A 24,732-nucleotide genomic window follows, 5' to 3' on the forward strand; every position below is an offset into this window, starting at 1 on the left:
CTGCGCAGTCTGCTGTGACCGACGCCAACACCACCATCGAAAGCGTGCTGCAGGAGCAGCGGGTGTTCGAGCCGCCAGCAGACACTGCCGCCAAAGCGCGCATCGACAGCCTCGAGGCCTACCGTGCCATGGCCGATGCCGCCAAAAACGATCCTGATGCGTTCTGGGGTGAGGCCGCCCGTCGAGAACTGCATTGGTTCGAGCCCTTCCACACCGTTCTCGATTGGTCGAATCCTCCGTTCGCGCGCTGGTTTGAGGGCGGCACCACGAACCTCTCCTACAACTGCCTGGACCGTCATCTCGTTGGGCCAACGGCGCAGAAGACAGCGTTGATCTGGGAAGGAGAACCGGGGGATGTGCGCCGGTTCACCTACCAGGAACTGCATGCCGAGGTGTGCAAAGCCGCCCATGGCCTCAAGGCCATGGGCATCGGCAAGGGTGACCTTGTGGCGCTCTACATGCCGATGGTGCCTGAGGCGGCGATCGCCATGCTCGCCTGCGCGCGCATCGGTGCACCCCATTCAGTGGTGTTCGGCGGCTTTTCCGCCGAAGCCCTGAGGGATCGGCTCAACGATGGTGAAGTGAAAGCGGTGATCACCGCTGATGGCGGCTTCCGCAAGGACAAGCCGGTGTCACTCAAGCCCGCGGTGGATGCGGCGCTGGCCAATGGCGCCTGCCCCTCGGTGACCGGCGTGCTTGTGGTGCAGCGCACCAAGCAGGACGTGGAGATGGTCTCCGGTCGCGATCAGTGGTGGCATGACCTGGTGGAGGGTCAGAGTGCCGACTGCCCCGCTGAGCCGATGGCCAGCGAGGACCGCCTGTTCGTGCTCTACACCTCCGGCTCCACCGGCAAGCCCAAGGGCGTTGTTCACACCACCGCCGGCTACAACCTCTGGGCGCACCTCACCTTCCAGTGGATCTTCGATATCCGGGATGAGGATGTCTTCTGGTGTACGGCCGATGTGGGTTGGATCACCGGCCACAGCTACATCGTCTACGGCCCCTTGTCGAACGGTGCCACGACGGTGATGTACGAGGGTGCGCCGCGACCGTCCAAGCCCGGTGCCTTCTGGGAGTTGATCCAGAAACACAAGATCTCGATCTTCTACACGGCCCCCACCGCCATCCGAGCGTTCATGAAGAGCGGCCGCTCCGTTCCGGATCAGTTCGACATGAGCAGCCTCCGGCTGCTCGGCACCGTCGGCGAACCGATCAATCCGGAGGCCTGGATGTGGTATCGCGACGTGATTGGAGGCAACCGCTGCCCGATCGTCGACACCTGGTGGCAGACCGAAACCGGCGGGGTGATGATCAGCCCCCTGCCAGGGGCAACGCCCACCAAGCCCGGCTCCGCCACCCTGCCCCTGCCCGGCATTCAGGCCGACATCATCGATGCGGAAGGCAACAGCTGCGGTGCCGATGAAGGCGGGTACCTGGCGGTGCGTGCCCCCTGGCCGGGAATGATGCGCACCGTGCATGGCAACCCCCAACGCTTCCGCGAGAGCTATTGGGAGCACATCCGTCCTGCCGATGGGTCCTACCTTTATTTCGCCGGGGACGGTGCCCGTCGGGATGCCGATGGCTACTTCTGGGTGATGGGTCGCGTCGATGACGTGATCAACGTCTCAGGCCACCGTCTCGGCACGATGGAAATTGAATCAGCCCTGGTGAGTCACCCCGCGGTGGCGGAGGCGGCCGTCGTGGGTCGGCCCGACGACCTCAAGGGCGAAGGCATCGTGGCCTTCGTCACCCTGGAGGCGGGCCGCGAGGGCGATGACGCCCTGGTGAAGGAGTTGCGCGCCCACGTGGGAACGGAAATCGGTCCGATTGCCCGGCCGGATGAGATCCGTTGCAGTGATGCCCTGCCCAAGACCCGCAGTGGCAAGATCATGCGCCGGATCCTGCGGGCCCTGGCGGCGGGGCAGGAGGTGAGTGGCGACACCAGCACCCTGGAAGATCGCTCTGTGCTGGATCGCCTCAGGGCCTGATCGCCTGGCCGATGGTTCGGCTCAGCTGACGGATGACCGCCACCCGCCTGGGGTCATCCGCCCAGTCTCCGAGAAAGCTGCGCCGCAGCCCTGCACTGGCCGGGGTGAGGTGATCACCGGGCAGCTCCAGGGTTGAGCTGGCGTCGGAAGCACGTTCTCGCAGGGCCTGGATCAGATCGCCGCTTTGATCCAGTTCATCGCGCCCGAAGCGCACCACCAGGTTCCGCTCCTGTTGGTAGTGGCGGCTGATCAAGCGAAGCGTTTCAGCTGGGCTTGGGCTGAACTCGGTTTCCACCCCGAGCCTTGGTGCCAGTTCCCCCAGGAGGGGAATCGAGCGATCGGCGTTGAAGTTGTTGAAGCTCAGGGCCACCAGAGCCCTGCTGCCCCGACCCCCATCGGGGGCCAGCAGGTGAAGCTTGCATCCCAGGCTGTGGCCAAGCCGCAGCGGAGCCCCAAAGGTCCCGCAGCGCTCCTCAAGTTGGCGACGCGCAGAGCGGAAGGCACTCCAGGCATCGCGGGCCTGACATTGATGATCGAACCCGGGCACATAGGCCCAGGCATGCACCGCCAACCCATCCGCCGCCAGCTCTTCCAACAGCCTGCGGTAGCTGATCTGGGGGGTTGCCGCCAGATAGCTGCCGCCGATGAATTCGATCAATCCCGTGGGTTCGGCCGGCCGCAGTTGCCAGATCGCACCCAGCTGACGCCAGTTGGCCATGCTCAACCGCGCAGCTGATTCAGCACTTGCTGTGCTTCACGCACGTGGGCCGGGCCATCCAGGAGGTTGCTGAAGGTGTGACGGATCACCCCCTCGCCATCAACGATGTAGGTGACACGACCGGGCAGCAGACCAAGGGCTTTGGGCACACCCATCTCGCGGCGCAGGGCGTTGTTGCGGTCGCACAGCAGCGGAAACGTGAGGTTGTGGCGGCTGGCGAAACGGCGGTGGCTGACGGCGTCATCACCGCTGATGCCCCAGACCTCTGCATCGAGGGCAGCAAAGCTCTCTGCGTTGTCGCGGAAGCTGCAGGCTTCAGCTGTGCAGCCAGGTGTGTCGTCCTTGGGATAGAAGAACAGCACCAGCCAGCGGCCCTGCACCGAAGCGGGAGTGCGAAGGTCGCCGTTCTGATCCTCCAGGCTGAAGGAGGGGAGCCGGTCGCCTATCCCGAGGGCCATTCGATTGAAATGAAGAGGTTGAACCCTAGGCAGCAGGCACCTTGCCCGGGGCGGGAGAATCAGGGGCGGGAGGAGTCACTGCGCCATGCCTGAACAGCTCGATTTGCTTGCGGGATTTTCAAGGCCTCAGGCGGAGCCCCAAACAGCGGCAATGCCGATGCCTGTTCCGCCAGCCGCTGAACCCGAGGCCATGGCTGATCAGACCGAGGACGCGCCAAAGCCCTCACCCACCACCCTGCTGATCATCGACACCGAAACCTCCGGTCTGGATCCGCAGCAGGACCAATGCCTGGAGGTGGGCTGCATTTTGTTTGATGTGCCGAGTCGTTCGGTGCTGGCCCAGCAATCGTTTCTCCTGCCGGTGGACTCCAACGCGGCAGAGGCGATCAACCGGATCCCCGCCGCCGTCACCCGCAGGCCCCAGCCCTGGCGGGAGGCGCTGGTGTGGTTTGAGCATCTGCTTGAAGCTGCCGATCTGCTGGTAGCCCATAACGCGGCCTTCGATCGCCAGTGGTTCGGTCTTGGCGTTGTGCCGGCCACCGCAACACCGTGGCTGTGCACCATGGAAGACATCCGCTGGCCGGCGGAGCGTCAGCTGCGTTCGCGGCCGTCGGTGCGTGACCTGGCCCTGGCCTACGGCGTTCCGGTTTGGGCGGCCCACCGCGCCCTCAGCGATTGCATCTACATCGCGGAAGTCTTCGCCCGCTGCGACGACCTGGAGCAGCTGTTGGAGCGGGGCTTGGAACCCCGCCAGTTGATGCGTGCCCGGGTGTCGTTCGACGAACGACACCTCGCCAAAGCGGCGGGTTTCCGTTGGAACGATCCGATCAAGGGGGCCTGGACCCGTCGTTTGAGCGATCGTGAGGTGGCGGAGCTGGAGTTTCCGGTTGCCCCCGTTGAGATCGAAGCCGATCGCCTCAGCGCCTGAGCCTGCGCATTTGCTTCAGCACTCCGAAGCGTCTGGGTGATTTTGCGGAGAGTGCTGCTAGACGCAGCAGGCTGAAGCCATGACGGCTTTTCTGCATCCCCATCAACGCCCCATCCGCTCCCGCCTGCGTCAATGGCAGCAGGTGCGCACTTGGGCGCGTTTGATCCGTGAAGCTGAAGCGCTCTGGCATGTGGATGTGCGTGCCCTGCGCCGTATGGGGGCGGATGAACTCAGCCAGTTGATTGAGGAGGTTCCCGCCCCCCACCGCAAACGGGTCAACCGTTGGCTGCGCTGTTACGCGGTGGCAACACGGCTCACCGTCGCCTCCACCGTCGTGCCCAGCGTGTAGGCCACCTCTGAGCCTGGATCAACGACGCGGGAGGATGGAGCAAATCACTCAAACGGTTTTGGCACATCGTTCCCTGGTTGTTTCAAGCCTGAGCGTTCTCGCTGTTGGCCTCGCCGCCTGTGGCGGAAGTTCCAGTGTGTCCAGCCTCAATGCGGCGGGGGCCTCCTTCCCCGCCAAGGTGTATCAGAGCTGGTTCGCCGAGCTTGCCGGCTCCGGCGGAATCAAGGTGAACTACCAGGCGGTGGGTTCCGGTTCCGGCCGCAAAGCCTTCATCGATGGCACCGTGGATTTCGCCGCTTCGGACGACCCGATCATGGAGGCTGATCGCGCGCAGGTGAGCCAAGGGGTGGTTCAGATCCCGATGGTGGGGGGAACGATCGCCTTCGGTTACAACAAACCGGATTGCGAGCTTCAGCTCACCCAGCAACAGGCTGTGGAGGTGGCCATCGGCCGCATCAGCGATTGGAAGGAGCTCGGCTGTGAAGCGGGCACGATCACCTGGGTGCACCGCTCGGACGGTTCCGGCACCACCAAGGCTTTCACCAACTCGCTGCAGACCTTTTCACCGGATTGGACCCTCGGCAGCGGCAAATCGGTGAAGTGGCCGGTGGGCGTGGGTGCCAAGGGCAACTCGGGCGTTGCCGGGGTGATCGACAACCGGGTCGGCGCGATTGGCTACGTGAATCAGTCGTACATCAAGGGGAATGTGAAGGCTGCTGCGCTGCAGAACAAATCCGGGGAATTCCTCACGCCCTCCGTGGAGGCTGGTGCCAAAGCCCTCAACGGCATTGAGCTTGATCAGCATCTTGCGGGAAGCAACCCCAACCCCTCCGCTGCTGGTGCCTACCCAATCGCAACACTCACCTGGGTGTTGGCCTATGCCGAGGGCAATGGCGCCAAGGCTGAAGCTGTGAGGAACGTCTTCAACTACATGCTGGAAGACTCCACCCAGGAGGGTGCTGCGGCCCTGGGCTTTGTGCCTCTACGGGGCAGCATCCTTGAAAAATCCCGCACTGCGGTGGCAGGCATTCAGCCTTGAATGCGAACCCTCGATTGGGTGAACGACATGCCCCGGTTTGGATAGCCAAACCGGGGTTTTTTGATGGTTTAAACAGGGTTTTATGGTTCCTTAACTATCGTTAATGGCCGCATAACGACAGGTGGTTTGAGTCCCGATTAGGTCTTGGTTGCAACAGCCTCTTTCCTCTTTCGGTTGTCGTGATGCGCATTGCACAAAAGGCCCTCCTCGCCTCGTCCCTGCTTGTCCTCGGGGCAAGCATGTCAGCTTCTGCAGCTCCCAAGCTGAACGGCGCTGGCGCCTCCTTCCCGGCCAAGATCTACCAGCGTTGGTTCGCCGACCTGGCCAAGGCTGGCGGCCCTCAGGTCAACTACCAGGCCGTGGGTTCCGGTTCCGGCCGTAAAGCCTTCATCGACCAGACCGTGAACTTCGGTGCATCGGATGACCCGATGCAGAAAGCGGACATGGCCAAGGTCACCCGTGGTGTGGTTCAGATCCCGATGGTGGGTGGCACCATTGCCTTCGGCTACAACAAGCCCGGTTGCAACCTGAAGCTCACCCAGGAGCAGGCCGTCCAGGTCGCCATGGGGATGATCAAGGACTGGAAGGAGCTCGGCTGCAAGCCCGGCACCCTCACCTGGGTGCACCGTTCCGATGGCTCTGGCACCACCAAGGCCTTCACCAACTCCATGCAGGCCTTCTCCAAGACCTGGACCCTCGGCACCGGTAAGTCCGTGAAGTGGCCCGCTGGCGTTGGCGCCAAGGGCAACTCCGGTGTGGCTGGCCTGATCCAGAACCGTGAAGGCGCGATCGGTTATGTGAACCAGTCGTACATCAAGGGCAAGGTGGTTGCCGCCGCTCTCCAGAACAAGTCCGGTGAGTTCCTTAAGCCCTCTGTGGCTGCGGGTGCCAAGGCCCTCAATGGCATCAGCCTGGACAAGGACCTGGCTGGCAAGAACCCCAACCCCACCGCCAAGGGCGCATACCCCATCGCAACCCTCACCTGGGTTCTGGCGTACAAAACCGGCAACGGAGACAACGCCAAGGTGGTTCAGGACGCCTTCAACTACATGCTGAGCGACGCTGCTCAGAACAAGGCTCCTTCCCTGGGCTTCGTTCCCCTCAAGGGCGACATCCTGGCCAAGTCCAAGGCCGCTGTGAACAAGATCGGCAAGTGATCTTGGCTTGTATTGGTTTTTCAAAACCAAACATCAAAGGGGGCCCCTCGGGGCCCTTTTTTTTTGGCTGAATCATTCGAATTGCGATCAGTGTTAGAGCCTTCTTAACCGAATCTCCCCCGAATCTCTCCCAGCTCTTTGTTGGGAATCGATGTTGTCCTCAATACAGTTTTTCTGGATTCACGGGATTCCAAATGCTTGCTACTCCATCGGCTGATCTGAGTTCAACAGCGCTGGGTTTCAAGGCGTTTCTTGAAAACAGCTACGACAATCGCAATGTTGTTCATGTCACCGCGGGAAGTTTCGTTCCTCTGCTGAAGAACAGTGTTTGGTTTGTGGTGCGCGGCATGGTGAAGCTCGGGGCGCTGTCGGTGCATGGCGACGAGCTGGTGCTTGGCCTGGTGGGTCCCAACGAACCCTTCGGTGCCGCATTCACCAATGTGGAGGCCTATGAGGCTGTAGCGCTCACCGATTGCGATCTGCTCTGCTGCAATCTGGCGGAGCTCGAGCAGTCTCCTCAGTTAGCGCTTGGTTTGGCCAAGGCCATGGCCGCCCGCTACCGCCAGGCGGAGTCGCTCCTGGCCCTGCTGGGGCTGCGTCGCGTTGAAGAACGGGTCCGGGGCTTTTTGGAGCTGCTCGCCAAGGACTTTGGCGAACCCTGTGAGGCCGGGTTGCGGCTCAACCTTCGCCTGACCCATCAGGAGATCGCCAGTGCCCTGAGCACCACACGGGTGACCGTGACCCGCGTGTTGGGGCAGTTGCGGGATGAAGGCTGGCTTCAGATTGATGCCTCCAGGCATCTGGTGGTGACCGGCGCTGGCCGCCGCTGAAGGCAAAAAAAAGAGCCGGCGAAACCGCCGGCTCAATCCCTGAAGTGTCGATGTTCAGGTGGGGAAACAAGACGGTTGAATCGGAGCGGCGGGATTTGAACCCACGACCCCCACTACCCCAAAGTGGTGCGCTACCAAGCTGCGCCACGCCCCGTCAGATTTAAGTTATCACAGTGCATCCCGGCGTCTGAGTCGCCTGAGCAACCGAGTGGTGAGCTGGTCTCTCGTTGCGGATCCGTAGTGGTACAGCCGCAGTTCTGCGGCGGCCTGGCGAAGCTCAGCCAGGGTCATCGCCGCCAGACGCAGCTCGGGCAGGGTGCGCCAGGCTCTCGAGCGCATCGGGAGTGAGGCAGGGCCTTTGGCCTGGCCCAGATTCAGGGTTCCATCCGCCAGCCATTCGGGGATGAGCACCACCAGAACGGCGATCAATCCATAGAGCTCCACCAGCCCCCTCGGCAGGGGATGCAGTTGACGCTGCTCGGATGGATCAGGCCGTTCACTCACCGCAGAACGGAGGAGTCCTTGTTGTCCCACGATCGCACCAACAGCAAGCGAGCCCGCCGGCTGGTGGTCAGATTGCCAAAGGTTTTGTAGTGGGTAGCGGGGTCTCCCGCCACAGCATCGGTGACTGCTGCTCTCGATTGAACGAGACACTGCCGAGGATCAGGCCTAGAACCAAAATCAAGGTGAGGGCGATCGCCAGGATCACCTGCCGATCAGACCAGGGTTCGGGCATGACATGGGTCGGGAGCGTCCTCATCTTGGCCGAATCAGCCCAGGGCGATCGGGCTGTTGTCGGATCGAAGCACGCAGTGACTGATCGACCAGTCGTACTTGTCCCAGACCTGCTTCGGGAGTTTGTAGTTCGATCCCTCGAAGTCACTAAGCAGGGTCTGGGTTGGCATGGCGGAGCAGTAGGGGCGGCTGCCGGGTTTGGCCAGGTATTGCTGGTGGTAGTCCTCGGCGAAATAGAAGGTCTGGTCCGCCAGGATTTCGGTGGTGATGGCCCCGTAGCCCTTGGCCGAGAGGGCGACTTGATAGGCGTCCCGGCTGGCCAGGGCCAGTTGCAGATGCTCCGGATTGAACGTGTAGATGGCTGATCGGTATTGGCTGCCGGTGTCGTTGCCTTGCCTGTTGCCCTGGGTGGGGTCGTGGCACTCCCAGAACAGCTTCAGCAGGTCGCTGAAGTCGAGGGCGGGTCGGCTCCACACAACTCGCACTACTTCCGTGTGTCCCGTTCTGCCGGAGCAGACCTGGTTGTAGGTGGGTTGCTCGGTCTGGCCGCCCGCATACCCCACAGCAGTGCTCACCACCCCAGGCAGTCGCCAGAACCCTTTTTCAGCACCCCAGAAGCACCCACAGGCAAAGATTGCTTCCTCTTGGTCGGCCATCAGGGGTGCCTTCAGCGGCGTTCCCAACACGGCGTGCGTTGCCGGGGCCGAGGATTCGGCGCCGCCGCGGGGAGACAGCCAGGAAGGAAGCATGTTGGTTGCGTTGATCCGCAGAGCTTAGGCAGCGGATTCAGCACGGTGATGCTGCCGCGTCGAGGGCCATCTGTGAACTTTCAGTGATGGCTCCCCAAGTGAGGGATACATAGGGAACGAATCAAAGCTTGTCTGGAAGAGTGGTTCTTCTTTGAACAATGTTCTGCAGAAAGGTGTTGATTGTTTGTCAGTGGTTTTCAGCCTGAATGGCGCTGTTGCTGAGCTGTCTCGAGGCGAGTCTGCCGGTCAGGCACATTTGATTGTTGACACCATTGAGAATGTCATCAGGGGTGGAGGAGATTGTGCCGATGGCTGGGCCATGGCCAGAAAGAAGACGAATTGGATGGATCAATCAATTGCAAGCCATTGATTGATGGCTTGTTGATGAAGAAAGCTGTTTCTCAGAAACAAAACCAGATGGTTCACTCGGTTGAACCAGAAAGCGCACCTGCGCCAGGACTGTCTGCCCTTAATCGTTTTGCAGGATGGAACGAGCTTCTGCTGGTGGCCGACCAAGGGAAGTTGTCTCGTCCTGCGGAACCACCGCGGGATAGCCGTTCCGGACGTGTTGACAGGCCCTCGTTTCTTGTTGCCGTTGATGCTCAGGACGCGTTGGCTTCCCCCTCAACTGGGTTGAGCTGGATGTGATTCAGCAGCGTTGTGACGAAGGCGAAGAGCAGAAACGGCAGGCTGAGCACCAAAATCAGCCCCACTCCCACCAGCGCAAACACCGGTCGCGACGAGCCCATCAGGGCAAGCCCCGCAGCCAGGCTCACAAAAATGACGGCCATCCAGGCCAGCACCTGTCCGTAGATATCGCCAAAGGTGAGCGTGCAGCGCACCGCGAAGGGGGATCCGCTGGTCATAGGCAAGGAGTTGCCTTCACAGCTAAGCCACGAACGTTGGTGTTGTCAGAAACCGCCCGGAGATTCTTTAGGAAGCCAACGCATCCAGTTGTTGCGAGGCCTGCTGACGCTCCCAAAGCCGTTTGTATACACCCGGCTGCTGAATCAAGGCGTTGTGGTGTCCCTGTTGAACGATACGTCCGTTCTCCATCACCAGGATGCGATCACAGGCCGCTGCGGCTGAAAGTTGATGGCTGATCATCACGATCGTCCGGTCTTCCTGAGCTCGGATCGAATCCAGAATCGCCGCAGCCGTGTTGTTGTCAACGCTGGCCAAGGCGTCGTCGAGGACCAACACCGGCGCCGACATCAGCAGAGCCCGGCCCAGAGCTGTGCGTTGACGCTGACCACCACTCAAGGTGATGCCGCGTTCACCAACGATGGTTCCGAAACCATCGGGAAAGCCCTTCACGTCATCAGCCAGGCGGGCTTGCTCTGCCGCCAGTTCAACCCGCTGATCACTGGCTTCAGGGTCGCCATAGCGCAGGTTGTCCGCCAGGGTGCTGGTGAACAGAAAGCCCTCCTGGGGAACGATCGCCACGTCACGGCGCAACCTCTTCAGGGGCATCTGGGTGACATCCACACCATCCAGGAACAGCTGTCCCGGTTCCAGTGGAACCATCCGACCGAAAGCCCGAGCCAGGGTGGTCTTGCCGCAGCCCACGGCCCCGACAACAGCCACCAACTCCCCAGGCTCGATGCAGAAGCTCAGGCCATTGAGGGTGTTCTGCTCTGCGCCCTGGTACTGAACCGTCAGGTCACGGGCTTCAAAACGCCCCCTGCGTTCTGCCGTTGGCTGGGGCTGAGCATCAGAGGGATCCGGGTCTTTGATCTTTGGTTCCCGTTTCAGTAACTCCTCCACCCGCTCGAGGCTCACCTGGCCGGTCTGGAAGGTGTTGAGCGTGAATCCCAGCAGTGCCGTTGGGAAGACGAGCTGCTCCACATAAAGGATCAGGGCCACCAGTCCTCCAATGCTCAGACGACCGGCTTCGAGCTGACCGCTGCCGATGGCCAGCAGCAAAAGAACCGAGAGGGAGGAAATGCCCTGAAGCAGCGGGAACAGAGTGCTTTGTGTTCTCGCCAGCTGAATGGCACTGTCGCGGTAGCGGCGGTTGCGCGTGGCAAAGGCCTGCTGTTCTGCTCCCTCCTGGCCGTAGATCTTGATGGCCCCGATTCCCGAAAGATCCTCCTGAATCAGGTTGCTGAGGGCGGAGAGTTCTTCCTGCTGCGCGCGCTTCTGACGCATCATGCGCCCACCGAACAGGCGCACTGTGCTGAGCATCACGGGGTAGAGCCCGACGGCGGCCAGGGTCAGCCACGGATCGATGGCCAACATCGCGGGCAGCGTCAGCGCATAGGCCAGCAGCGTGTTGGTCAGGCTGAGAATCGCGAATCCGAGCAGGCGCCGGATGTTTTCCACATCGCTGGTGGCGCGACTGATCACTTCACCGCTGCCCTTGCTCTGAATCCAATCGGGTTCCTGGCGGAGCATGTGCTCGAACAGGCGCTGACGCAGATCCACCTCCACCTGCCGACCCACGCCGAAGATGAGTTGTCGCGAGGCCAGCCGGATCACCCCCATGGTGCTGGCGAGCAGCACAACCCATCCCGCCTGGCGCAGGACTCCGGCGTAACTGAATCCCCCTTGCAGCTCGTCCACAACGCTGCGCACTTCCATCGGGATCGTGACCCGCAGAACGTTGACCACCACCAGGGCGATGGCTCCCAGCAGCACCGTGCGGCGGTGGGGACGCAGATAGCGGCCGATCAGATCGAGACGAAGGGCGGCCATGCGAGCTCGTGGGTCCCGTTGGCAGGCCAACCTAGGCATCCGGCTTCAACGGCTGGTTGTTGGCTGGTCGTTATCCGTTGATTTGGGGGATAGTGGGACTGTCCCCATCACCCGGCCCGGCGTGCCTCGCACCCCGGGTTTTTTACTGCCAGCCCCCTCCATGTCTTCAGACCCGCGTTCCTGGTCCGGTTGCTTGGACCATCTGCTGCAGGGCAACAACCTCAGCTCCGATGAGGCCACTGCTCTCATGCGTGCCTGGCTGGCCGAAGAGCTCGAGCCCGTGCAGACCGGGGCGTTCCTGGCTGGACTGCGGGCCAAGGGGATGGTGGCCGATGAGCTGGCGGCCATGGCGGCTGTCCTGCGCGAGGCCTGCCCCCTTCCCTGCCCCCGGCCCGATCTGGCCATGGTCGACACCTGCGGCACCGGTGGTGATGGTGCCGACACCTTCAACATCTCCACGGCGGTCGCCTTTGCCGCCGCCGCCTGCGGGGTCAATGTGGCCAAGCACGGCAATCGCAGCGCCAGCGGCAAAGTGGGTTCAGCCGACGTGCTCGAGGGGCTCGGCCTCAACCTCAAGGCACCGTTGAACAAGGTGGTCGACGCTTTGCCGGGAACCGGTGTCACCTTCCTGTTCGCTCCCGCCTGGCATCCAGCTCTTGTGAATCTGGCGCCGCTGCGTCGCAGCCTGGGGGTCCGCACGGTGTTCAACCTGTTGGGTCCTCTGGTCAATCCGCTGCAGCCCCAGGCCCAGGTTCTTGGCGTGGCGCGTCCGGAACTTCTCGACCCCATGGCGGGCGCTCTGCAGCACTTGGGCTTGAGCCGTGCCGTGGTGGTTCATGGCGCTGGAGGCCTCGATGAGGCGTCCTTGGCGGGGCCCAATGCCTTACGTCTGATCGAATCCGGGGGCATCACCACAAAGGAGGTTTCCCCTGAAGATCTGGGCCTCACTCGTGCTGGTCTCGATCAGCTGCGCGGTGGTGACTGCGCGGTGAACCAGCAGATCCTTCAGAACGTTCTGCAGGGGCAGGGATCCCTGGCGCAGACGGAGGTTGTGGCCTTCAACACAGCACTGGTGCTCTGGGCTGCTGGGCTTCAAAGCGATCTGCCGGCTGCTGTTGCTCAGGCTCTGGCTGTTCTCAATGAGGGCAAGGCCTGGTACAAGCTTGTGGCTCTGCGGGATGCCCTGTCCGACGGAGATGGAGAATGAGTGACTGATGACCTGCGGCGGCCCTTCGATGCCCGATTCCCCATCAGACAAGGCTTATCTCGTCCTTGCCGATGGCACGGTTCTCACCGGTGTCGGCTTCGGCCATCGCGGCACCACCATCGGTGAGGTGGTGTTCAACACCGGCATGACCGGTTACCAGGAGGTGCTGACCGACCCCTCCTATGCCGGGCAGCTGGTGAGCTTCACCTATCCCGAACTCGGCAACACCGGGGTGAATGCTGACGATCAAGAAGCTGATCGCCCCCATGCCCGTGGCGTGATTGCCCGCCAGCTGGCCCCAGTTCCCAGCAACTGGCGCTGTGAACAATCCCTTGAGAGCTGGATGCAGACCCATCAGTTGGTGGGCATCAGCGGTTTGGACACCCGTGCCCTGGTGCGTCACCTGCGTGAGGTGGGGGCCATGAATGGCGTGATCAGCAGTGACGGCCAGACCCCTGCGCAGTTGCTTGAGCTCCTGAAGCATGCCCCGTCGATGCAGGGGTTGAACCTGGCGGACCGCGTCACAACCCGTGAGCCCTACCAGTGGAATCAGGCCTGCAGTGTTTGCTTCGATCAGCGTTTGCAGCGCCGCAGCGACGCGCCCTTCCGCGTTGTCGCCATCGATTTCGGCATCAAGCGCGCCATCCTCGATCGATTGGTCGCCCATGGTTGTGATGTCACGGTTCTGCCGGCAGACACGGATCTGGAGACGGTTCGTTCCCATCGCCCGGACGGAGTCTTCCTGTCCAACGGGCCTGGCGACCCGGCAGCGGTGACCCGTGGGATCGCCCTGGCCAAGTTGTTGCTGGAGGAATCCGATCTACCCCTGTTCGGCATCTGCCTGGGCCATCAGATCCTTGGTCTGGCCCTAGGCGGAGAGACGTTCAAGCTCCCCTATGGCCACCGCGGCTTGAACCATCCCTGTGGCACCACAGGCCAGGTTGAAATCACCAGTCAGAACCACGGCTTTGCCCTCTCCGCTGATTCTCTTGATTCAGACGTCATTGACGTCACCCATTTCAATCTGAACGACCGCACCGTGGCAGCGATCGCCCACCGTCAGAAGCCGGTGTTCGGGGTGCAGTACCACCCGGAAGCGAGTCCGGGCCCCCATGACGCCGACCATCATTTCGCCCGCTTTGTGACGCTGATGGCCGATCGCCGTTGATGAGGTGGTAGCCAACGCTCAGCATCACTACACTTCGTGCCGATGATGCCTGGGGGGCTTGATCCCATCAGCGAACTGCAGCGACTGACCGTCTCTCTCCGGGGCGGATTCGAACAAAAAGACGGCTGTCTGGTGTTTCATTTCACCGGTCAGCTGGATGCGTACTCCGAGAAGCAGTTCATGGAGTACGTGGGTGATGTTTTGAAGGCCAACAAGCTTCCTTCTGTTCTCGATCTCAGCAAGATCGATTTCCTCGATTCATCCGGCCTTGGGGCGCTGGTTCAGCTGGCCAAGCAATGCACGGATGCCAAACGATCTTTTCTTTTGGTGGGCAACACCAGGGTGACGCAGACGATCAAGTTGGTGCGTCTTGAGGAGTTCCTTCATCTGGTGGAGGATCTGCCCACAGCCCTCAACCAGTTGGCCGCTTGAGCGATTGGATTAGAAGCCAGTCTCCCCGGGATATCAACGAACAGCTGGGTCCATTGCAGCTGGCTTGGATTGGTGATGCTGTGTGGGAGCTGCATCAACGGCTCCGCCATGGGTCGAGGCCAGGACGTTCTGACGACCTGCATCGCGCTGTCGTGGCTGATGTTCGTGCTGACGCCCAGTCCCGTTTGTTGAGCTGGCTGGAAGAACGCGAGCTCCTCTGCTCAGAAGAACTCGATCTGGTGCGGCGGGGTCGCAACAGTGCCGGGCGGGGGCCACGGCGCGCAGACGCTGCGGTTTATGGAAGGGCCACAGGGTTTGAGACAATGGTGGGCTGGCTGTTTCTGAACAATCCAGCCCGGCTTGCGGAGCTCTTCGATCACTTGGAGCAAGCCGGATCCCACCCATAACGTTGCCTCGCACACCATGAGCCCTCGCTTTGAACGCCGCTCCAGCGGCCCATCCCGCGATGGCCGCTCGGGGCCAGGGGGAGGTGGGGGCGGTCGACCACCAGTAGGAAGGCCGGCGAGTGGGCGAGCATCCGCTGGCCGCTCCTCGATGGGGCGATCAGATAGCGGTCGCCCCATGCCCAGTAACCGTCGTTTCGATGGTGGTCGTTCCCCCTATGCCAAACCTGGGCGTGATGGCGGCGGATATCGCGAACGACGCGCTCCACGGGATGGAGAGTGGGACCAGTCGCGAGGTGGTGACCGGCCCAGTAACCGCTTTGGTGAGCGTTCCGGTGATCGACCCGGTTATCGGTTCAAGGAGCGGTCTGGGGATCGTTTTGGTGATCGACAAGGTGATCGAACTGGAGAACGTTTCGGTGATCGCCCGAAAGACCGGTTCGGCAACCGTTCCCGTTCCTTCGACCGAGATCAGAATGCATCCCGTTCGGGCTCTCAAGACGAACGCTCAGGGCCTGGACGTTTTCGCGATCGCAACGATCGGTACGCCGACCGCCGTCGCTCCGGGGATGAGCGGCGCCAACCGTCCCAGCGCTCCAGATCTCGTTTCGATGAGGCTCGTCCTCAGCGGCCGGATGCAGCCCCGGAGGCTGCAGCGGCCACCCCGCCAGCGGACGATCTGATCTGGGGGCGTCATGCCACCCAGGCCGCGTTGGAGGCCGGACGCCCCATCCATCGCATCTGGTGCACTGCTGAGATGCGCAGTGCCTCCAAATTCCTCCAGCTTCTGCGCGATGCCAAGGCCTCGGGCGTTCTCGTGGAAGAGGTGACCTGGGCCCGGCTGGGACAGATCACAGGTGGGTCCGTTCATCAGGGCATCGCCTTGCAGACGGCTGCGGCGGAAACCCTTGATCTCGACAGCCTCATCGAGGGCTGCTCGGATCTGGGGGAACCCCCCTTGTTGGTGGCCTTGGACGGTGTCACCGACCCCCACAACCTTGGGGCGGTTGTTCGCTCCGCTGAGGCCATGGGAGCCCATGGTGTGGTGATCCCCCAGCGCCGCAGTGCTGGCTTGACCGGTTCCGCCGCCAAGGTGGCCGCCGGAGCCCTTGAACACCTGCCGGTGGCACGTGTGGTCAACCTCAATCGCTCCCTGGAAAAGCTCAAAGATGCCGGCTACAGGGTGGTGGGCCTTGCCGCTGAAGGGGATGTGACCCTCACCGATGTCGACCTCAGTGGGCCGATGGTGCTGGTCACCGGATCCGAGGACCAGGGCCTGTCGCTGATGACCCGGCGCCATTGCGACCAGTTGGTTCGCATCCCGCTGCGGGGCATCACACCGAGCCTCAATGCTTCCGTCGCCACAGCCCTTTGCGTCTATGAAGTGGCACGGCGCAACTGGATGAAGGACATTCACGGCCAGGCACCGTCGCCGCCGATTAGGAGGCCCAAACTTGCCGGTGCTGAATCGCCTGTTGTGGCTGAACAACCTGTTTCGTCTGAACAGCCCGCTTCGCCTGCACAGCTTGCTACGCCCGAACAGCCTGAAGCTCCTGTTGAGAAGGCCCCGGAACAGCGGATTGACCTGGATCTGAACCCATCGCAGCCGGATGCTGCCCTGCCGTTCGATCAGAACATCCAGCTATCTCCCTGAAAACAGCGCGGTTGAACAAGATCTCGGGGCACAATGCCCCGACGTCCTGTTCATCCCATGAGTCCCCTGATTCGGCCTCTGCGCAGCCTTGCCAATGGCTTTGGAGTCGCTTGGTGGGCTCGCGTTCAGACGTCAGGCCCTGATGTGACCTACTGGTTCGGACCTTTCATCACCCGCAAGGGGCTGGAGAGCGAGCTCAGTGCCTTCCTGGACGACGTCAAGTCGGAGCAACCCCAGTCGATTAGCCATTCCCTGCTGCGGACCCGGCGCTCCGAGCCCCTCACTATCTCAGCTGAGGGCTGATCCTGCGGCTGATAGCGTCCTTGCTGCAATGGATCGCAGGGACATGACGATCAGCGCGTGGCGTCAGCAACTGCAGAGCGGCGAGGTGTCCTCCCGCGAGCTCGTTGATCAGCACCTCAAGCGGCTCGAAAGTTCTGAGCCTTCGCTGAACGCCTTTGTTGAAGTCACGGCCGATCAGGCCCGTGCTGAGGCGTCCCGCATTGATGAAGCCCGGGCCGCCGGCGAGACGCTCGGCCCCCTGGCGGGATTGCCGCTGGCCATCAAGGACAACCTCTGCACCAAAGGTGTTCGCACCACCTGTTCCAGCCGCATGCTCGAGCAGTTCGTGCCGCCCTACGAATCCACGGTCACCGAGCGGCTCTGGCAGGCCGGTGGTGTGTTGGTGGGCAAGACAAATCTGGATGAGTTCGCCATGGGTGGCTCAACCGAAACGTCCGCATTCGGGGCCACACAGAACCCCTGGAACACCGCCCATGTGCCGGGTGGAAGCTCCGGTGGCAGTGCAGCGGCCGTCGCCGCTGGCAGTTGCGTCGCTTCGCTTGGTTCCGACACCGGTGGCTCCATCCGCCAACCGGCGTCGTTCTGTGGTGTGGTGGGCCTCAAGCCCACCTACGGCCGCGTCAGCCGTTGGGGCCTGGTGGCCTTCGCCAGCTCTCTGGATCAGGTGGGACCCTTCGCCGGCAGCGTTGCTGATGTGGCTGAACTGCTCCAGGTGATCGCCGGGCCCGACCCCCGCGATTCCACCTGCCTTGATGCAGCTGTTCCCGATTTCAGCGCCGGCCTCAACCAGTCCATCAAGGGGCTCAAGGTGGGTGTGATCAAGGAGTGCTTCGATGCCGAAGGCCTCGACCCTGAGGTGAAGGCATCGGTGCAGGCCTCTGCTGCCCAGCTGGAGGCTCTCGGTGCTGAACTGGTGGAGGTGAGCTGCCCCCGGTTCAACGACGGCATCGCCACCTACTACGTGATCGCACCATCGGAGGCGTCGGCCAACCTGGCGCGGTACGACGGTGTCAAATACGGCTTCCGTGCCGAAGACGCCGAGAGCCTTGCCGCGATGACGGCGCGAAGCCGTGCTGAAGGATTCGGCGCTGAGGTGCAACGGCGAATCCTGATCGGCACCTACGCCCTGTCCGCCGGATATGTCGATGCCTACTACAAAAAGGCGCAGCAGGTGCGCACCCTGATCCGGCGGGATTTTGATGCGGCCTTCCAGAGTGTTGATGTGCTGCTGACGCCAACAGCGCCGTCCACGGCCTTCAAGGCTGGTGCCCACGCCGACGACCCGCTGGCGATGTATCTGGCTGACCTGCTGACGATTCCGGTCAACCTGGCTGGACTTCCGGCCATCAGTGTTCCCTGTGGATTCAGCGCGGCGGGTCTGCCGATCGGGATGCAGCTGATCGGCAATGTGTTGGATGAACCGCGTCTGCTTCAGGTGGCGCATCAGTACGAGCAGGCCGCTCAGGTGTTTGCGTCACGCCCGGAAGCTGCACTGGTTCCCTGATCTGCGCCACATATGGGGGGTTGTGTTCCCCCTGAACGCTGGATCTTGCGTCGGGTCCTAGTCTGACCCCATGGCTTTCGTTCCTCTCCACAACCACAGCGACTACAGCCTTCTGGACGGTGCGTCGCAGTTGCCGGCCATGGTGGAGCGGGCGAAGCAGCTGGGCATGCCTGCCATCGCCCTGACGGATCACGGCGTGATGTACGGCGCGATTGAGCTGCTGAAGCTCTGTCAGGGTTCAGATCTCAAGCCGATCATCGGCAATGAGATGTATGTGATCAATGGGTCCATTGACGACCCACAACCCAAGAAAGAGAAGCGATATCACCTGGTGGTGCTGGCGAAAAACGCCACCGGTTACCGCAATCTGGTGAAGCTCACCAGCATCAGCCACCTGCGGGGGATGCGGGGACGCGGGATTTTCTCCCGTGCCTGCATCGACAAGGAACTGCTGAAGCAACACAGCGAAGGCCTGATCATCGCCACGGCCTGCCTCGGCGGTGAGATCGCCCAGGCGATTCTGCGGGGTCGCCCCGATGTGGCTCGCAAGGTGGCGGCTTGGTATCAGGAGGTGTTCGGCGACGACTACTACCTCGAAATCCAGGATCACGGATCCCCGGAAGATCGGATCGTCAACGTTGAGATCGTCAAAATTGCCAAGGAACTCGGCATCCAGATCGTTGCCACCAACGATGCCCACTACCTGAGCAAGCAGGACGTTGAAGCCCACGACGCCTTGCTTTGCGTGCTCACCGGCAAGCTGATCACCGATGAGAAGCGGCTGCGTTACACCGGCACTGAATACATCAAAACCGAAGAGGAGATGGGCCTTCTCTTCGGGGATCACCTCGAGCCTGAGGTGGTTCAGGAGGCGATCGCCAACACCGTCAAGGTGGCCAAGAAGGTGGAGCCTTACGACATTCTCGGGCGCTATCAAATGCCCCGATTCCCGATTCCCGAGGGCCATACCCCCGTCAGCTACCTGAGGGAGGTGACCGAGCAGGGATTACGGGATCGGCTCGAGCTCAGCCCTGATGCTGCCTTGCCCGACGACTATGCCGAGCGCATGGCCCATGAGCTCAAGATCATGGAGCAGATGGGATTTCCCACTTACTTCCTGGTGGTCTGGGATTACATCCGTTTTGCCCGGGAACAGAACATTCCCGTCGGTCCGGGTCGTGGCTCCGCTGCAGGGTCGCTCGTCGCGTATTGCCTGGGGATCACCAACATCGATCCGATCACCAACTGCCTGCTGTTCGAGCGCTTCCTCAATCCGGAACGCAAGTCGATGCCTGATATCGACACCGACTTCTGCATCGAGCGTCGTGGTGAGGTGATCGACTACGTCACCGAACGCTACGGCGAGGACAAGGTGGCGCAGATCATCACCTTCAACCGGATGACCTCCAAGGCGGTTTTGAAGGATGTGGCCCGGGTGCTCGACATTCCCTACGGGGATGCCGACCGTCTGGCGAAGCTGATCCCGGTGGTTCGCGGCAAGCCCGCCAAGCTCAAGGCGATGATCGGCGCGGAATCACCCAACCCCGAGTTCCGCGAGAAGTACGAGGCGGATCCAACGGTGAAGCGTTGGGTGGACATGGCAATGCGGATTGAAGGCACCAACAAAACCTTCGGTGTTCACGCAGCTGGTGTGGTCATCGCCGCTGATCCCCTCGACGAACTGGTGCCGTTGCAGCGCAACAACGATGGTCAGGTGATCACGCAGTACTTCATGGAAGACGTGGAATCCATGGGTCTGTTGAAGATGGATTTCTTGGGGTTGAAGAACCTCACGATGATCGAAAAGACCCTCGAACTGGTGGAGGTGAGCAGTGGCACCCGTGTCGATCCCGACAAATTGCCGCCCCAGGATGAAGAGACCTTTGCCCTTTTGGCGAGAGGTGATCTGGAGGGGATCTTCCAGTTGGAATCCAGCGGAATGCGGCAGATCGTGCGTGATCTCAAGCCGTCATCCCTGGAAGACATCTCCTCGATCCTTGCCCTCTACAGACCGGGGCCTCTCGATGCTGGCCTGATTCCCAAATTCATCAACCGCAAGCACGGCCGGGAGGCGATCGATTTCGCCCACGCGATTCTTGAGCCGATCCTGTCCGAGACCTACGGGATCATGGTGTACCAGGAACAGATCATGCGGATCGCACAGGATCTGGCCGGTTACTCCCTGGGTCAGGCCGATCTGCTCCGGCGGGCGATGGGCAAGAAAAAAGTGTCTGAGATGCAGAAGCACCGCGGCATCTTCGTTCAGGGTGCTGGAGAGCGCGGCGTTGATGAAAAGGTCGCCGACGAACTGTTCGATCAGATGGTTCTCTTCGCTGAATACTGCTTCAACAAGAGCCATTCCACGGCCTATGGCGCCGTTACTTACCAGACGGCTTACCTGAAAGCGCACTACCCGGTCGCTTACATGGCGGCCCTGCTCACGGTGAACGCCGGAGCGGCCGACAAAGTGCAGCGCTACATCTCCAATTGCAATGCGATGGGGATTGAGGTGATGCCCCCGGATGTGAATGCCTCGCTCACGGATTTCACCCCCAATGGCGATCGGATCCTGTTCGGCCTGTCCGCCGTTCGCAACCTTGGTGATGGTGCGATCCGTCAATTGATCGCCGCCCGCGATAGTGATGGCCCCTTCCGTTCCCTGGCGGACCTCTGTGACCGGATCCCGTCCTCGGTGCTCAACCGCCGTGCTCTGGAGTCGTTGATTCACTGCGGTGCCCTGGATGCCATGGATCCGCAGGCCAACCGTGCTCAGTTGATGGCAGATCTTGATCTGCTGCTCGACTGGGCCTCCTCACGGGCCAAAGATCGAGACAGCGGCCAGGGCAACCTCTTTGATCTGATGGCTCCAGCCGCCGATGCCGATGGGCCGGCGGATCTCAGCCATGCACCCAAGGCGGCGCCGGTGCCGGACTATCCCCCAACGGAAAAGCTTCGTCTCGAAAAAGATCTGGTGGGCTTCTACCTCTCCGATCACCCACTCAAACAGCTCACACCCTCGTCGAAGTTGCTGGCCCCCATCGGCCTGGGTTCCCTGGAGGAACAGCCCGACAAAGCCAAGGTGAGTGCCATTGCGATGGTGGCTGAAATGCGCCAGGTCACCACCCGTAAGGGCGATCGCATGGCGATCCTGCAGCTTGAGGATCTCACTGGAAGTTGCGAAGCGGTGGTGTTTCCCAAGAGTTACGCGCGCCTCGCAGATCACCTGATGGCTGAAGCCCGCCTTTTGGTGTGGGCTGGGGTCGACCGGCGTGACGAGCGCGTGCAGCTGATCATTGACGACTGCCGTGCCGTCGATGAGCTCAATCTGCTGCTGGTTCATCTCCCCTCCGATCAGGCCAGCGACATCGCCATTCAGCACAAGCTGCGGGAATGCCTGAACCAACATCGCCCTGAGCGTGATGAGCTGGGCGTCAAGGTGCCTGTGGTGGCCGAGGTGTGCCACGGCGACAGTGTTCGCTATGTGCGTCTCGGTTCCCAGTTCTGCGTCAAAGACGTTGATGCAGCGATCGCGTCACTGCGCACCCAGTCCTTTGAAGCCCGGTGCAGCGACCGTCTGGTGCTCACCTGATCGTCTGACCAGGAGGTCCTGATCCACAGAACTGGATCAGGACTTCGATTGCTCTTGCTGCTGCTTTTGGGCCCGGATCGACTCCTTCATCCGCTGAATGTTCGGCTTGAAGTTCTCGAAGCCGAGCAGAGAACCCGGTTCGGGATCCCAGCTGGCGGTCAACACGCCAACGCTGAGGCCTACCAGACCCAGGAGGAAAAACAGGCCGGAGCCAGTCAGCGTGAGCCCTGGAGCGATATCGGCGATGCCACGGGTGACGACGAAATAACTGCCAACAAAAACTCCCATCCCAGCGAGGGACGGGAGTCCTGTGAACACAGCAACCCGACGAGCCATCCGATCGGCCACGTAGCGAGGAATGGCTTCCTGCCTAGGCGTCCCTGAAGCAGGCTTGTTTCCCTTCCCAGACCCTTTGGGCTCAAAGGGGAGGGCGTTGCGTTGCTCAGGCATGGGGGACGTCGATCAGCCGCGGATGCCCAGTTTGGCGATCGTGTCGGCGTAGCGTTGCTCGCTCTTGCTGCGCATGTAGCTCAGCAGGCGCTTGCGGCGGCCAATCATCTTGAGCAGCCCCTGCCGTGAGGAGAAGTCATGGATGTTGTTCTGCAGGTGGCTGCTGAGACGGTTGATCCGCTCACTCAGCATGGCCACCTGGACCTCGGCAGAACCGGTGTCGGTGCCGTGGGTCTGGTGGGTGTTGATCAGCTGCTGCTTCTCGGTGGTATCAAGCGACATGCGCGGGGGGCGGCCCTGTCAGTGCAAACAACCAGCTTACCTTCGCGTGGGGCGGCTCAGGCCGATTCGCGGCTCAGCCATTGCAGGCAGCCCCGCAGCCAGGCGTCCTGGTCGTCTCCAGCAGGCGGTTGGCCATCGGCGCCCTCAGCGATCGCACGGATGGCTCGACGGATTTCCAGATCGTCGTAACCCAGCATCGAGAGGGTCGCTTCCACGTCGGCACCGCTTGCCGGCATCTGCTCCGAGCTGACGCCTTCCGCCAGCGATGGGGCGGGATCCACGCCCGCGAAGGCCGCAATCGAGGCCCTGAGTTCCACCGCCAGGCGCTCAGCGGTGCGTTTGCCGATGCCCTGCGCCTTGCAGAGGCGACGCAAATCACCGCTGCTGATCGCTTCCACCAGCTCCTGGGGCTTGCATTCCTGCATCAGCGCCAGACCGGCCTGGGGGCCCACACCGCTGACGCTGATCAGCAGCCGGAACAGATCCCGCTCCTGGCGCAGGGGAAAGCCGTAGAGGCTGCTGCCGTCCTCCCGCTGCACCTGATGAATCCACAGGTTTAGGTCGCCGTCCGCCGGAAGGTTCTGCTGATGCCGCTCGGTCAGGTGCACCTCATATCCGACCCCACCGCAGAGCAGCAGAACGCCGCTACGGTTGCCTTGAGTCCAGCACTCCATCGGTCGTCCCTGAAGCCAGCCGATCATGGGGAGAGGTTTCAACCGCGTCATGTTGCCGCAGCTGTCATTGCCTGTCTCTGCTTTCAAGCGCGTTGTGCGCCGTTTGCTTCAGGTGCTGTGCGTTCTATCGATCGTGGTTTCACTGACGGCATGCAATGGATCTCAGCCGCCACGGGCTCTCCTGAATGAAGCGCTGGCCCTGCAGATTCAGCTCACCCAGTCGGCCATTGCCAGCTCCCTCGATCTCACCCCGATGCCCATCGCCCCAAGCGTGAGTCGGGTGCGGGTGGAGGACCAGGAAAGTTTTTCCCTGGGTGACGAGCAGGGCCTCAGGATTTCAGGCCGCTTCGACTGGCAGCTCCCCGGCGACCGTGTGCAGGTGGATAGCCCGTTTGAACTGTTTCTGCAGCGGGGCTCTCGTGGTCAGAGCTGGCGCCTGGCCAGACCCAAAGGCGGATCCGACGACCGCCAGGCCTGGCTGACGTACCCCCTGGGTTTGGACAAAGCCTGAGCTCTAACGTCGCGCCGACAGGCTGATCAGAGTGGCGGCCAGCACCAGCATCCCGCCGCCCACCTGCCAGGCATTGATCGACTCGGCGAACCACATCCAGCCCCAGCCTGCGGCAAAGACCACCTGCACGTAGTTGATCGATGTGGCTCGGGCGGCGGGCAGGCAGCGCAGGCCCTCGGTCACCCAGATCTGGCCCAGCTGGGTCATCACCCCGACCCCCAGGAGCCAGAACCATTCGATGCCTTGGGGCCAGACCCCTTGCTGCAGAACCCAGGGCAGGGTCAGGGGAACCGAGATCATCGGGAAATAGAGGATGATCACCAAGGGGTGCTCGGTTTGCGACAGCCGCCGCACACTCACGTAGGCCAGGGCGGTCATCAGAGCGCCACCAATGCCGATCAGGGCAGGGATCAGTTGCGCAGGTTGGGCTGTTCCCGTGAGCCACTGCGGTTGCACCACCAGGGTGACGCCGATCCAGCCCAGCAGAACCGCTGCACTGATGCGTCGGCGCAGGGGCTCGCCCAGCAGCAACAGCGCTGCCACGGCGGTGAAGGTGGGGTAGGTGTACTGCAGCACCGTCGCTGAAGCGAGCGGCAGCTGGTCAATCGCTTCGAAGAAGCAGAGCAGGGCCAAGCTGCCCAGCACCCCCCGCGCCACCAGCAGCCCCCGTCGCTGGCCCCACGGGGAGACCCCGGCCAGGCGCAGGCCCACAGCGGTCAGAACGATGCTGATCAGGGCCCGGCACAGCACGATTTCCGCCACCGGAAGCCGACTGTTCAGTTGCTTGACGCAGACCGTCATCAGGCTGAAGGCCAGGGAGCTCAGGATCAGGGCACGGCTGCCCCGCACCGAGTCCTGGTTCCACCAGGGCTGTGGGGTCTGCGGTTCGGCCATGGCTGTTCGGAT

27 protein-coding genes and 1 tRNA gene are annotated in these 24,732 nt (G+C 62.1%); 16 read left to right on the top strand and 12 right to left on the bottom strand.

Translation table 11 applies throughout. The features are described 5' to 3' along the window. Positions 1 to 14: 14 nt before the first annotated feature. Positions 15 to 1,988, top strand: a complete 1,974-nt coding sequence (acs, locus tag SynM161_RS05160; protein ID WP_186542197.1) for an acetate--CoA ligase — start codon at positions 15 to 17, stop codon at positions 1,986 to 1,988. Here the strand turns inward: acs and SynM161_RS05165 are convergent. Continuing rightward, positions 1,978 to 2,706, bottom strand: a complete 729-nt coding sequence (locus SynM161_RS05165) for a DUF1350 family protein (RefSeq protein WP_186542198.1) — start codon at positions 2,704 to 2,706, stop codon at positions 1,978 to 1,980. The two genes, acs and SynM161_RS05165, sit on opposite strands and share 11 nt — an antisense overlap. Before the next feature lie 2 nt (positions 2,707 to 2,708). Beyond that, on the bottom strand, positions 2,709 to 3,164 hold the full coding sequence (locus tag SynM161_RS05170; RefSeq protein ID WP_114989006.1) for a peroxiredoxin: 456 nt from the start codon (positions 3,162 to 3,164) through the stop codon (positions 2,709 to 2,711). An 85-nt stretch (positions 3,165 to 3,249) separates the two neighbouring features. Here SynM161_RS05170 and SynM161_RS05175 point away from each other — a divergent pair, with 85 nt between their 5' ends. The 5 genes from SynM161_RS05175 to SynM161_RS05195 all read left to right on the top strand — a co-directional run bounded on the left by SynM161_RS05175 (position 3,250) and on the right by SynM161_RS05195 (position 7,467). Beyond that, positions 3,250 to 4,092 (top strand): 3'-5' exonuclease, encoded by an 843-nt coding sequence (locus tag SynM161_RS05175; protein WP_186542199.1) that lies wholly within the window; start codon positions 3,250 to 3,252, stop codon positions 4,090 to 4,092. Between the two features lie 79 nt (positions 4,093 to 4,171). Beyond that, positions 4,172 to 4,441 carry a hypothetical protein gene (locus SynM161_RS05180; RefSeq protein ID WP_186542200.1) on the top strand — a complete coding sequence of 90 codons (270 nt, stop codon included), beginning with the start codon at positions 4,172 to 4,174 and terminating at the stop codon, positions 4,439 to 4,441. A gap of 34 nt (positions 4,442 to 4,475) precedes the next feature. After that, complete coding sequence (gene pstS / locus SynM161_RS05185) at positions 4,476 to 5,480, top strand: phosphate ABC transporter substrate-binding protein PstS (RefSeq protein ID WP_186542201.1); 1,005 nt, start codon at positions 4,476 to 4,478, stop codon at positions 5,478 to 5,480. Positions 5,481 to 5,662: 182 nt separating this feature from the next. Beyond that, entirely contained in the window at positions 5,663 to 6,637 is a 975-nt protein-coding gene (gene pstS, locus SynM161_RS05190; protein WP_186542202.1) for a phosphate ABC transporter substrate-binding protein PstS, read from the top strand. A 194-nt stretch (positions 6,638 to 6,831) separates the two neighbouring features. Further along, on the top strand, positions 6,832 to 7,467 hold the full coding sequence (locus tag SynM161_RS05195; RefSeq protein ID WP_186542203.1) for a Crp/Fnr family transcriptional regulator: 636 nt from the start codon (positions 6,832 to 6,834) through the stop codon (positions 7,465 to 7,467). 80 nt (positions 7,468 to 7,547) lie between these two features. Here the strand turns inward: SynM161_RS05195 and SynM161_RS05200 are convergent. The 4 genes from SynM161_RS05200 to msrA all read right to left on the bottom strand — a co-directional run bounded on the left by SynM161_RS05200 (position 7,548) and on the right by msrA (position 8,951). Beyond that, positions 7,548 to 7,621: transfer RNA gene (locus tag SynM161_RS05200), tRNA-Pro, on the bottom strand. Between the two features lie 14 nt (positions 7,622 to 7,635). Next, the gene (locus SynM161_RS05205) at positions 7,636 to 7,971 is read right to left on the bottom strand and encodes a hypothetical protein (protein WP_115082475.1); all 336 of its coding nucleotides are present in this window, start codon (positions 7,969 to 7,971) and stop codon (positions 7,636 to 7,638) included. A gap of 67 nt (positions 7,972 to 8,038) precedes the next feature. Then, entirely contained in the window at positions 8,039 to 8,203 is a 165-nt protein-coding gene (locus SynM161_RS05210) for a hypothetical protein (RefSeq protein WP_186542204.1), read from the bottom strand. A 34-nt stretch (positions 8,204 to 8,237) separates the two neighbouring features. After that, the gene (gene msrA / locus SynM161_RS05215) at positions 8,238 to 8,951 is read right to left on the bottom strand and encodes a peptide-methionine (S)-S-oxide reductase MsrA (protein WP_186542205.1); all 714 of its coding nucleotides are present in this window, start codon (positions 8,949 to 8,951) and stop codon (positions 8,238 to 8,240) included. A 151-nt stretch (positions 8,952 to 9,102) separates the two neighbouring features. On the opposite strand from msrA, the gene SynM161_RS05220 reads away from it, so the two are divergent. Then, the gene (locus tag SynM161_RS05220) at positions 9,103 to 9,321 is read left to right on the top strand and encodes a hypothetical protein (protein ID WP_186542206.1); all 219 of its coding nucleotides are present in this window, start codon (positions 9,103 to 9,105) and stop codon (positions 9,319 to 9,321) included. A gap of 232 nt (positions 9,322 to 9,553) precedes the next feature. On the opposite strand, the gene SynM161_RS05225 is transcribed toward SynM161_RS05220, so the two are convergent. Both SynM161_RS05225 and SynM161_RS05230 read right to left on the bottom strand, forming a co-directional pair. Next, a complete protein-coding gene (locus SynM161_RS05225; RefSeq protein ID WP_011364125.1) occupies positions 9,554 to 9,817 on the bottom strand; it encodes a hypothetical protein in 264 nt (87 codons plus the stop codon). 67 nt (positions 9,818 to 9,884) lie between these two features. Beyond that, a complete protein-coding gene (locus SynM161_RS05230) occupies positions 9,885 to 11,648 on the bottom strand; it encodes an ABC transporter ATP-binding protein (protein WP_186542207.1) in 1,764 nt (587 codons plus the stop codon). Between the two features lie 160 nt (positions 11,649 to 11,808). Here SynM161_RS05230 and trpD point away from each other — a divergent pair, with 160 nt between their 5' ends. From trpD to SynM161_RS05270, 8 genes are all read left to right on the top strand, one after another. Then, on the top strand, positions 11,809 to 12,855 hold the full coding sequence (gene trpD / locus SynM161_RS05235) for an anthranilate phosphoribosyltransferase (RefSeq protein WP_186542208.1): 1,047 nt from the start codon (positions 11,809 to 11,811) through the stop codon (positions 12,853 to 12,855). A 7-nt stretch (positions 12,856 to 12,862) separates the two neighbouring features. Further along, positions 12,863 to 14,023 carry a glutamine-hydrolyzing carbamoyl-phosphate synthase small subunit gene (carA, locus tag SynM161_RS05240; RefSeq protein ID WP_186542209.1) on the top strand — a complete coding sequence of 387 codons (1,161 nt, stop codon included), beginning with the start codon at positions 12,863 to 12,865 and terminating at the stop codon, positions 14,021 to 14,023. A 42-nt stretch (positions 14,024 to 14,065) separates the two neighbouring features. Then, the gene (locus SynM161_RS05245; protein WP_186515478.1) at positions 14,066 to 14,455 is read left to right on the top strand and encodes an STAS domain-containing protein; all 390 of its coding nucleotides are present in this window, start codon (positions 14,066 to 14,068) and stop codon (positions 14,453 to 14,455) included. After that, positions 14,452 to 14,862, top strand: a complete 411-nt coding sequence (locus SynM161_RS05250; RefSeq protein WP_186508775.1) for a Mini-ribonuclease 3 — start codon at positions 14,452 to 14,454, stop codon at positions 14,860 to 14,862. The genes SynM161_RS05245 and SynM161_RS05250 overlap by 4 nt, the downstream gene beginning before the upstream one ends. Positions 14,863 to 15,037: 175 nt before the next feature. Further along, the gene (gene rlmB / locus SynM161_RS05255; RefSeq protein ID WP_370593120.1) at positions 15,038 to 16,513 is read left to right on the top strand and encodes a 23S rRNA (guanosine(2251)-2'-O)-methyltransferase RlmB; all 1,476 of its coding nucleotides are present in this window, start codon (positions 15,038 to 15,040) and stop codon (positions 16,511 to 16,513) included. Between the two features lie 57 nt (positions 16,514 to 16,570). After that, positions 16,571 to 16,816 (top strand): DUF1816 domain-containing protein, encoded by a 246-nt coding sequence (locus tag SynM161_RS05260; protein ID WP_115132509.1) that lies wholly within the window; start codon positions 16,571 to 16,573, stop codon positions 16,814 to 16,816. Between the two features lie 28 nt (positions 16,817 to 16,844). Continuing rightward, positions 16,845 to 18,320, top strand: coding sequence for an Asp-tRNA(Asn)/Glu-tRNA(Gln) amidotransferase subunit GatA (gene gatA / locus SynM161_RS05265; protein WP_115008919.1), 1,476 nt, complete (start codon positions 16,845 to 16,847; stop codon positions 18,318 to 18,320). 70 nt (positions 18,321 to 18,390) lie between these two features. Next, the gene (locus SynM161_RS05270; RefSeq protein ID WP_186542211.1) at positions 18,391 to 21,909 is read left to right on the top strand and encodes a DNA polymerase III subunit alpha; all 3,519 of its coding nucleotides are present in this window, start codon (positions 18,391 to 18,393) and stop codon (positions 21,907 to 21,909) included. Positions 21,910 to 21,945: 36 nt separating this feature from the next. On the opposite strand, the gene SynM161_RS05275 is transcribed toward SynM161_RS05270, so the two are convergent. From SynM161_RS05275 to ruvA, 3 genes are read right to left on the bottom strand one after another with little or no spacing between them, the layout of a single operon-like run. Continuing rightward, complete coding sequence (locus SynM161_RS05275; protein WP_186542212.1) at positions 21,946 to 22,359, bottom strand: PAM68 family protein; 414 nt, start codon at positions 22,357 to 22,359, stop codon at positions 21,946 to 21,948. Positions 22,360 to 22,371: 12 nt separating this feature from the next. Beyond that, positions 22,372 to 22,641, bottom strand: coding sequence for a 30S ribosomal protein S15 (rpsO, locus tag SynM161_RS05280; protein ID WP_006851408.1), 270 nt, complete (start codon positions 22,639 to 22,641; stop codon positions 22,372 to 22,374). Between the two features lie 56 nt (positions 22,642 to 22,697). Next, entirely contained in the window at positions 22,698 to 23,342 is a 645-nt protein-coding gene (ruvA, locus tag SynM161_RS05285; protein ID WP_025362328.1) for a Holliday junction branch migration protein RuvA, read from the bottom strand. 22 nt (positions 23,343 to 23,364) lie between these two features. On the opposite strand from ruvA, the gene SynM161_RS05290 reads away from it, so the two are divergent. Continuing rightward, positions 23,365 to 23,826: a hypothetical protein gene (locus SynM161_RS05290; RefSeq protein WP_186515479.1), complete on the top strand. Its 462-nt coding sequence runs from the start codon at positions 23,365 to 23,367 to the stop codon at positions 23,824 to 23,826. 3 nt (positions 23,827 to 23,829) lie between these two features. Here SynM161_RS05290 and SynM161_RS05295 read toward each other — a convergent pair whose 3' ends face one another. Beyond that, entirely contained in the window at positions 23,830 to 24,720 is an 891-nt protein-coding gene (locus tag SynM161_RS05295) for a DMT family transporter (RefSeq protein WP_115162141.1), read from the bottom strand. Positions 24,721 to 24,732: the final 12 nt, after the last annotated feature.

Source organism: Synechococcus sp. M16.1, from assembly GCF_014279895.1.
Classification (GTDB): domain Bacteria; phylum Cyanobacteriota; class Cyanobacteriia; order PCC-6307; family Cyanobiaceae; genus Parasynechococcus.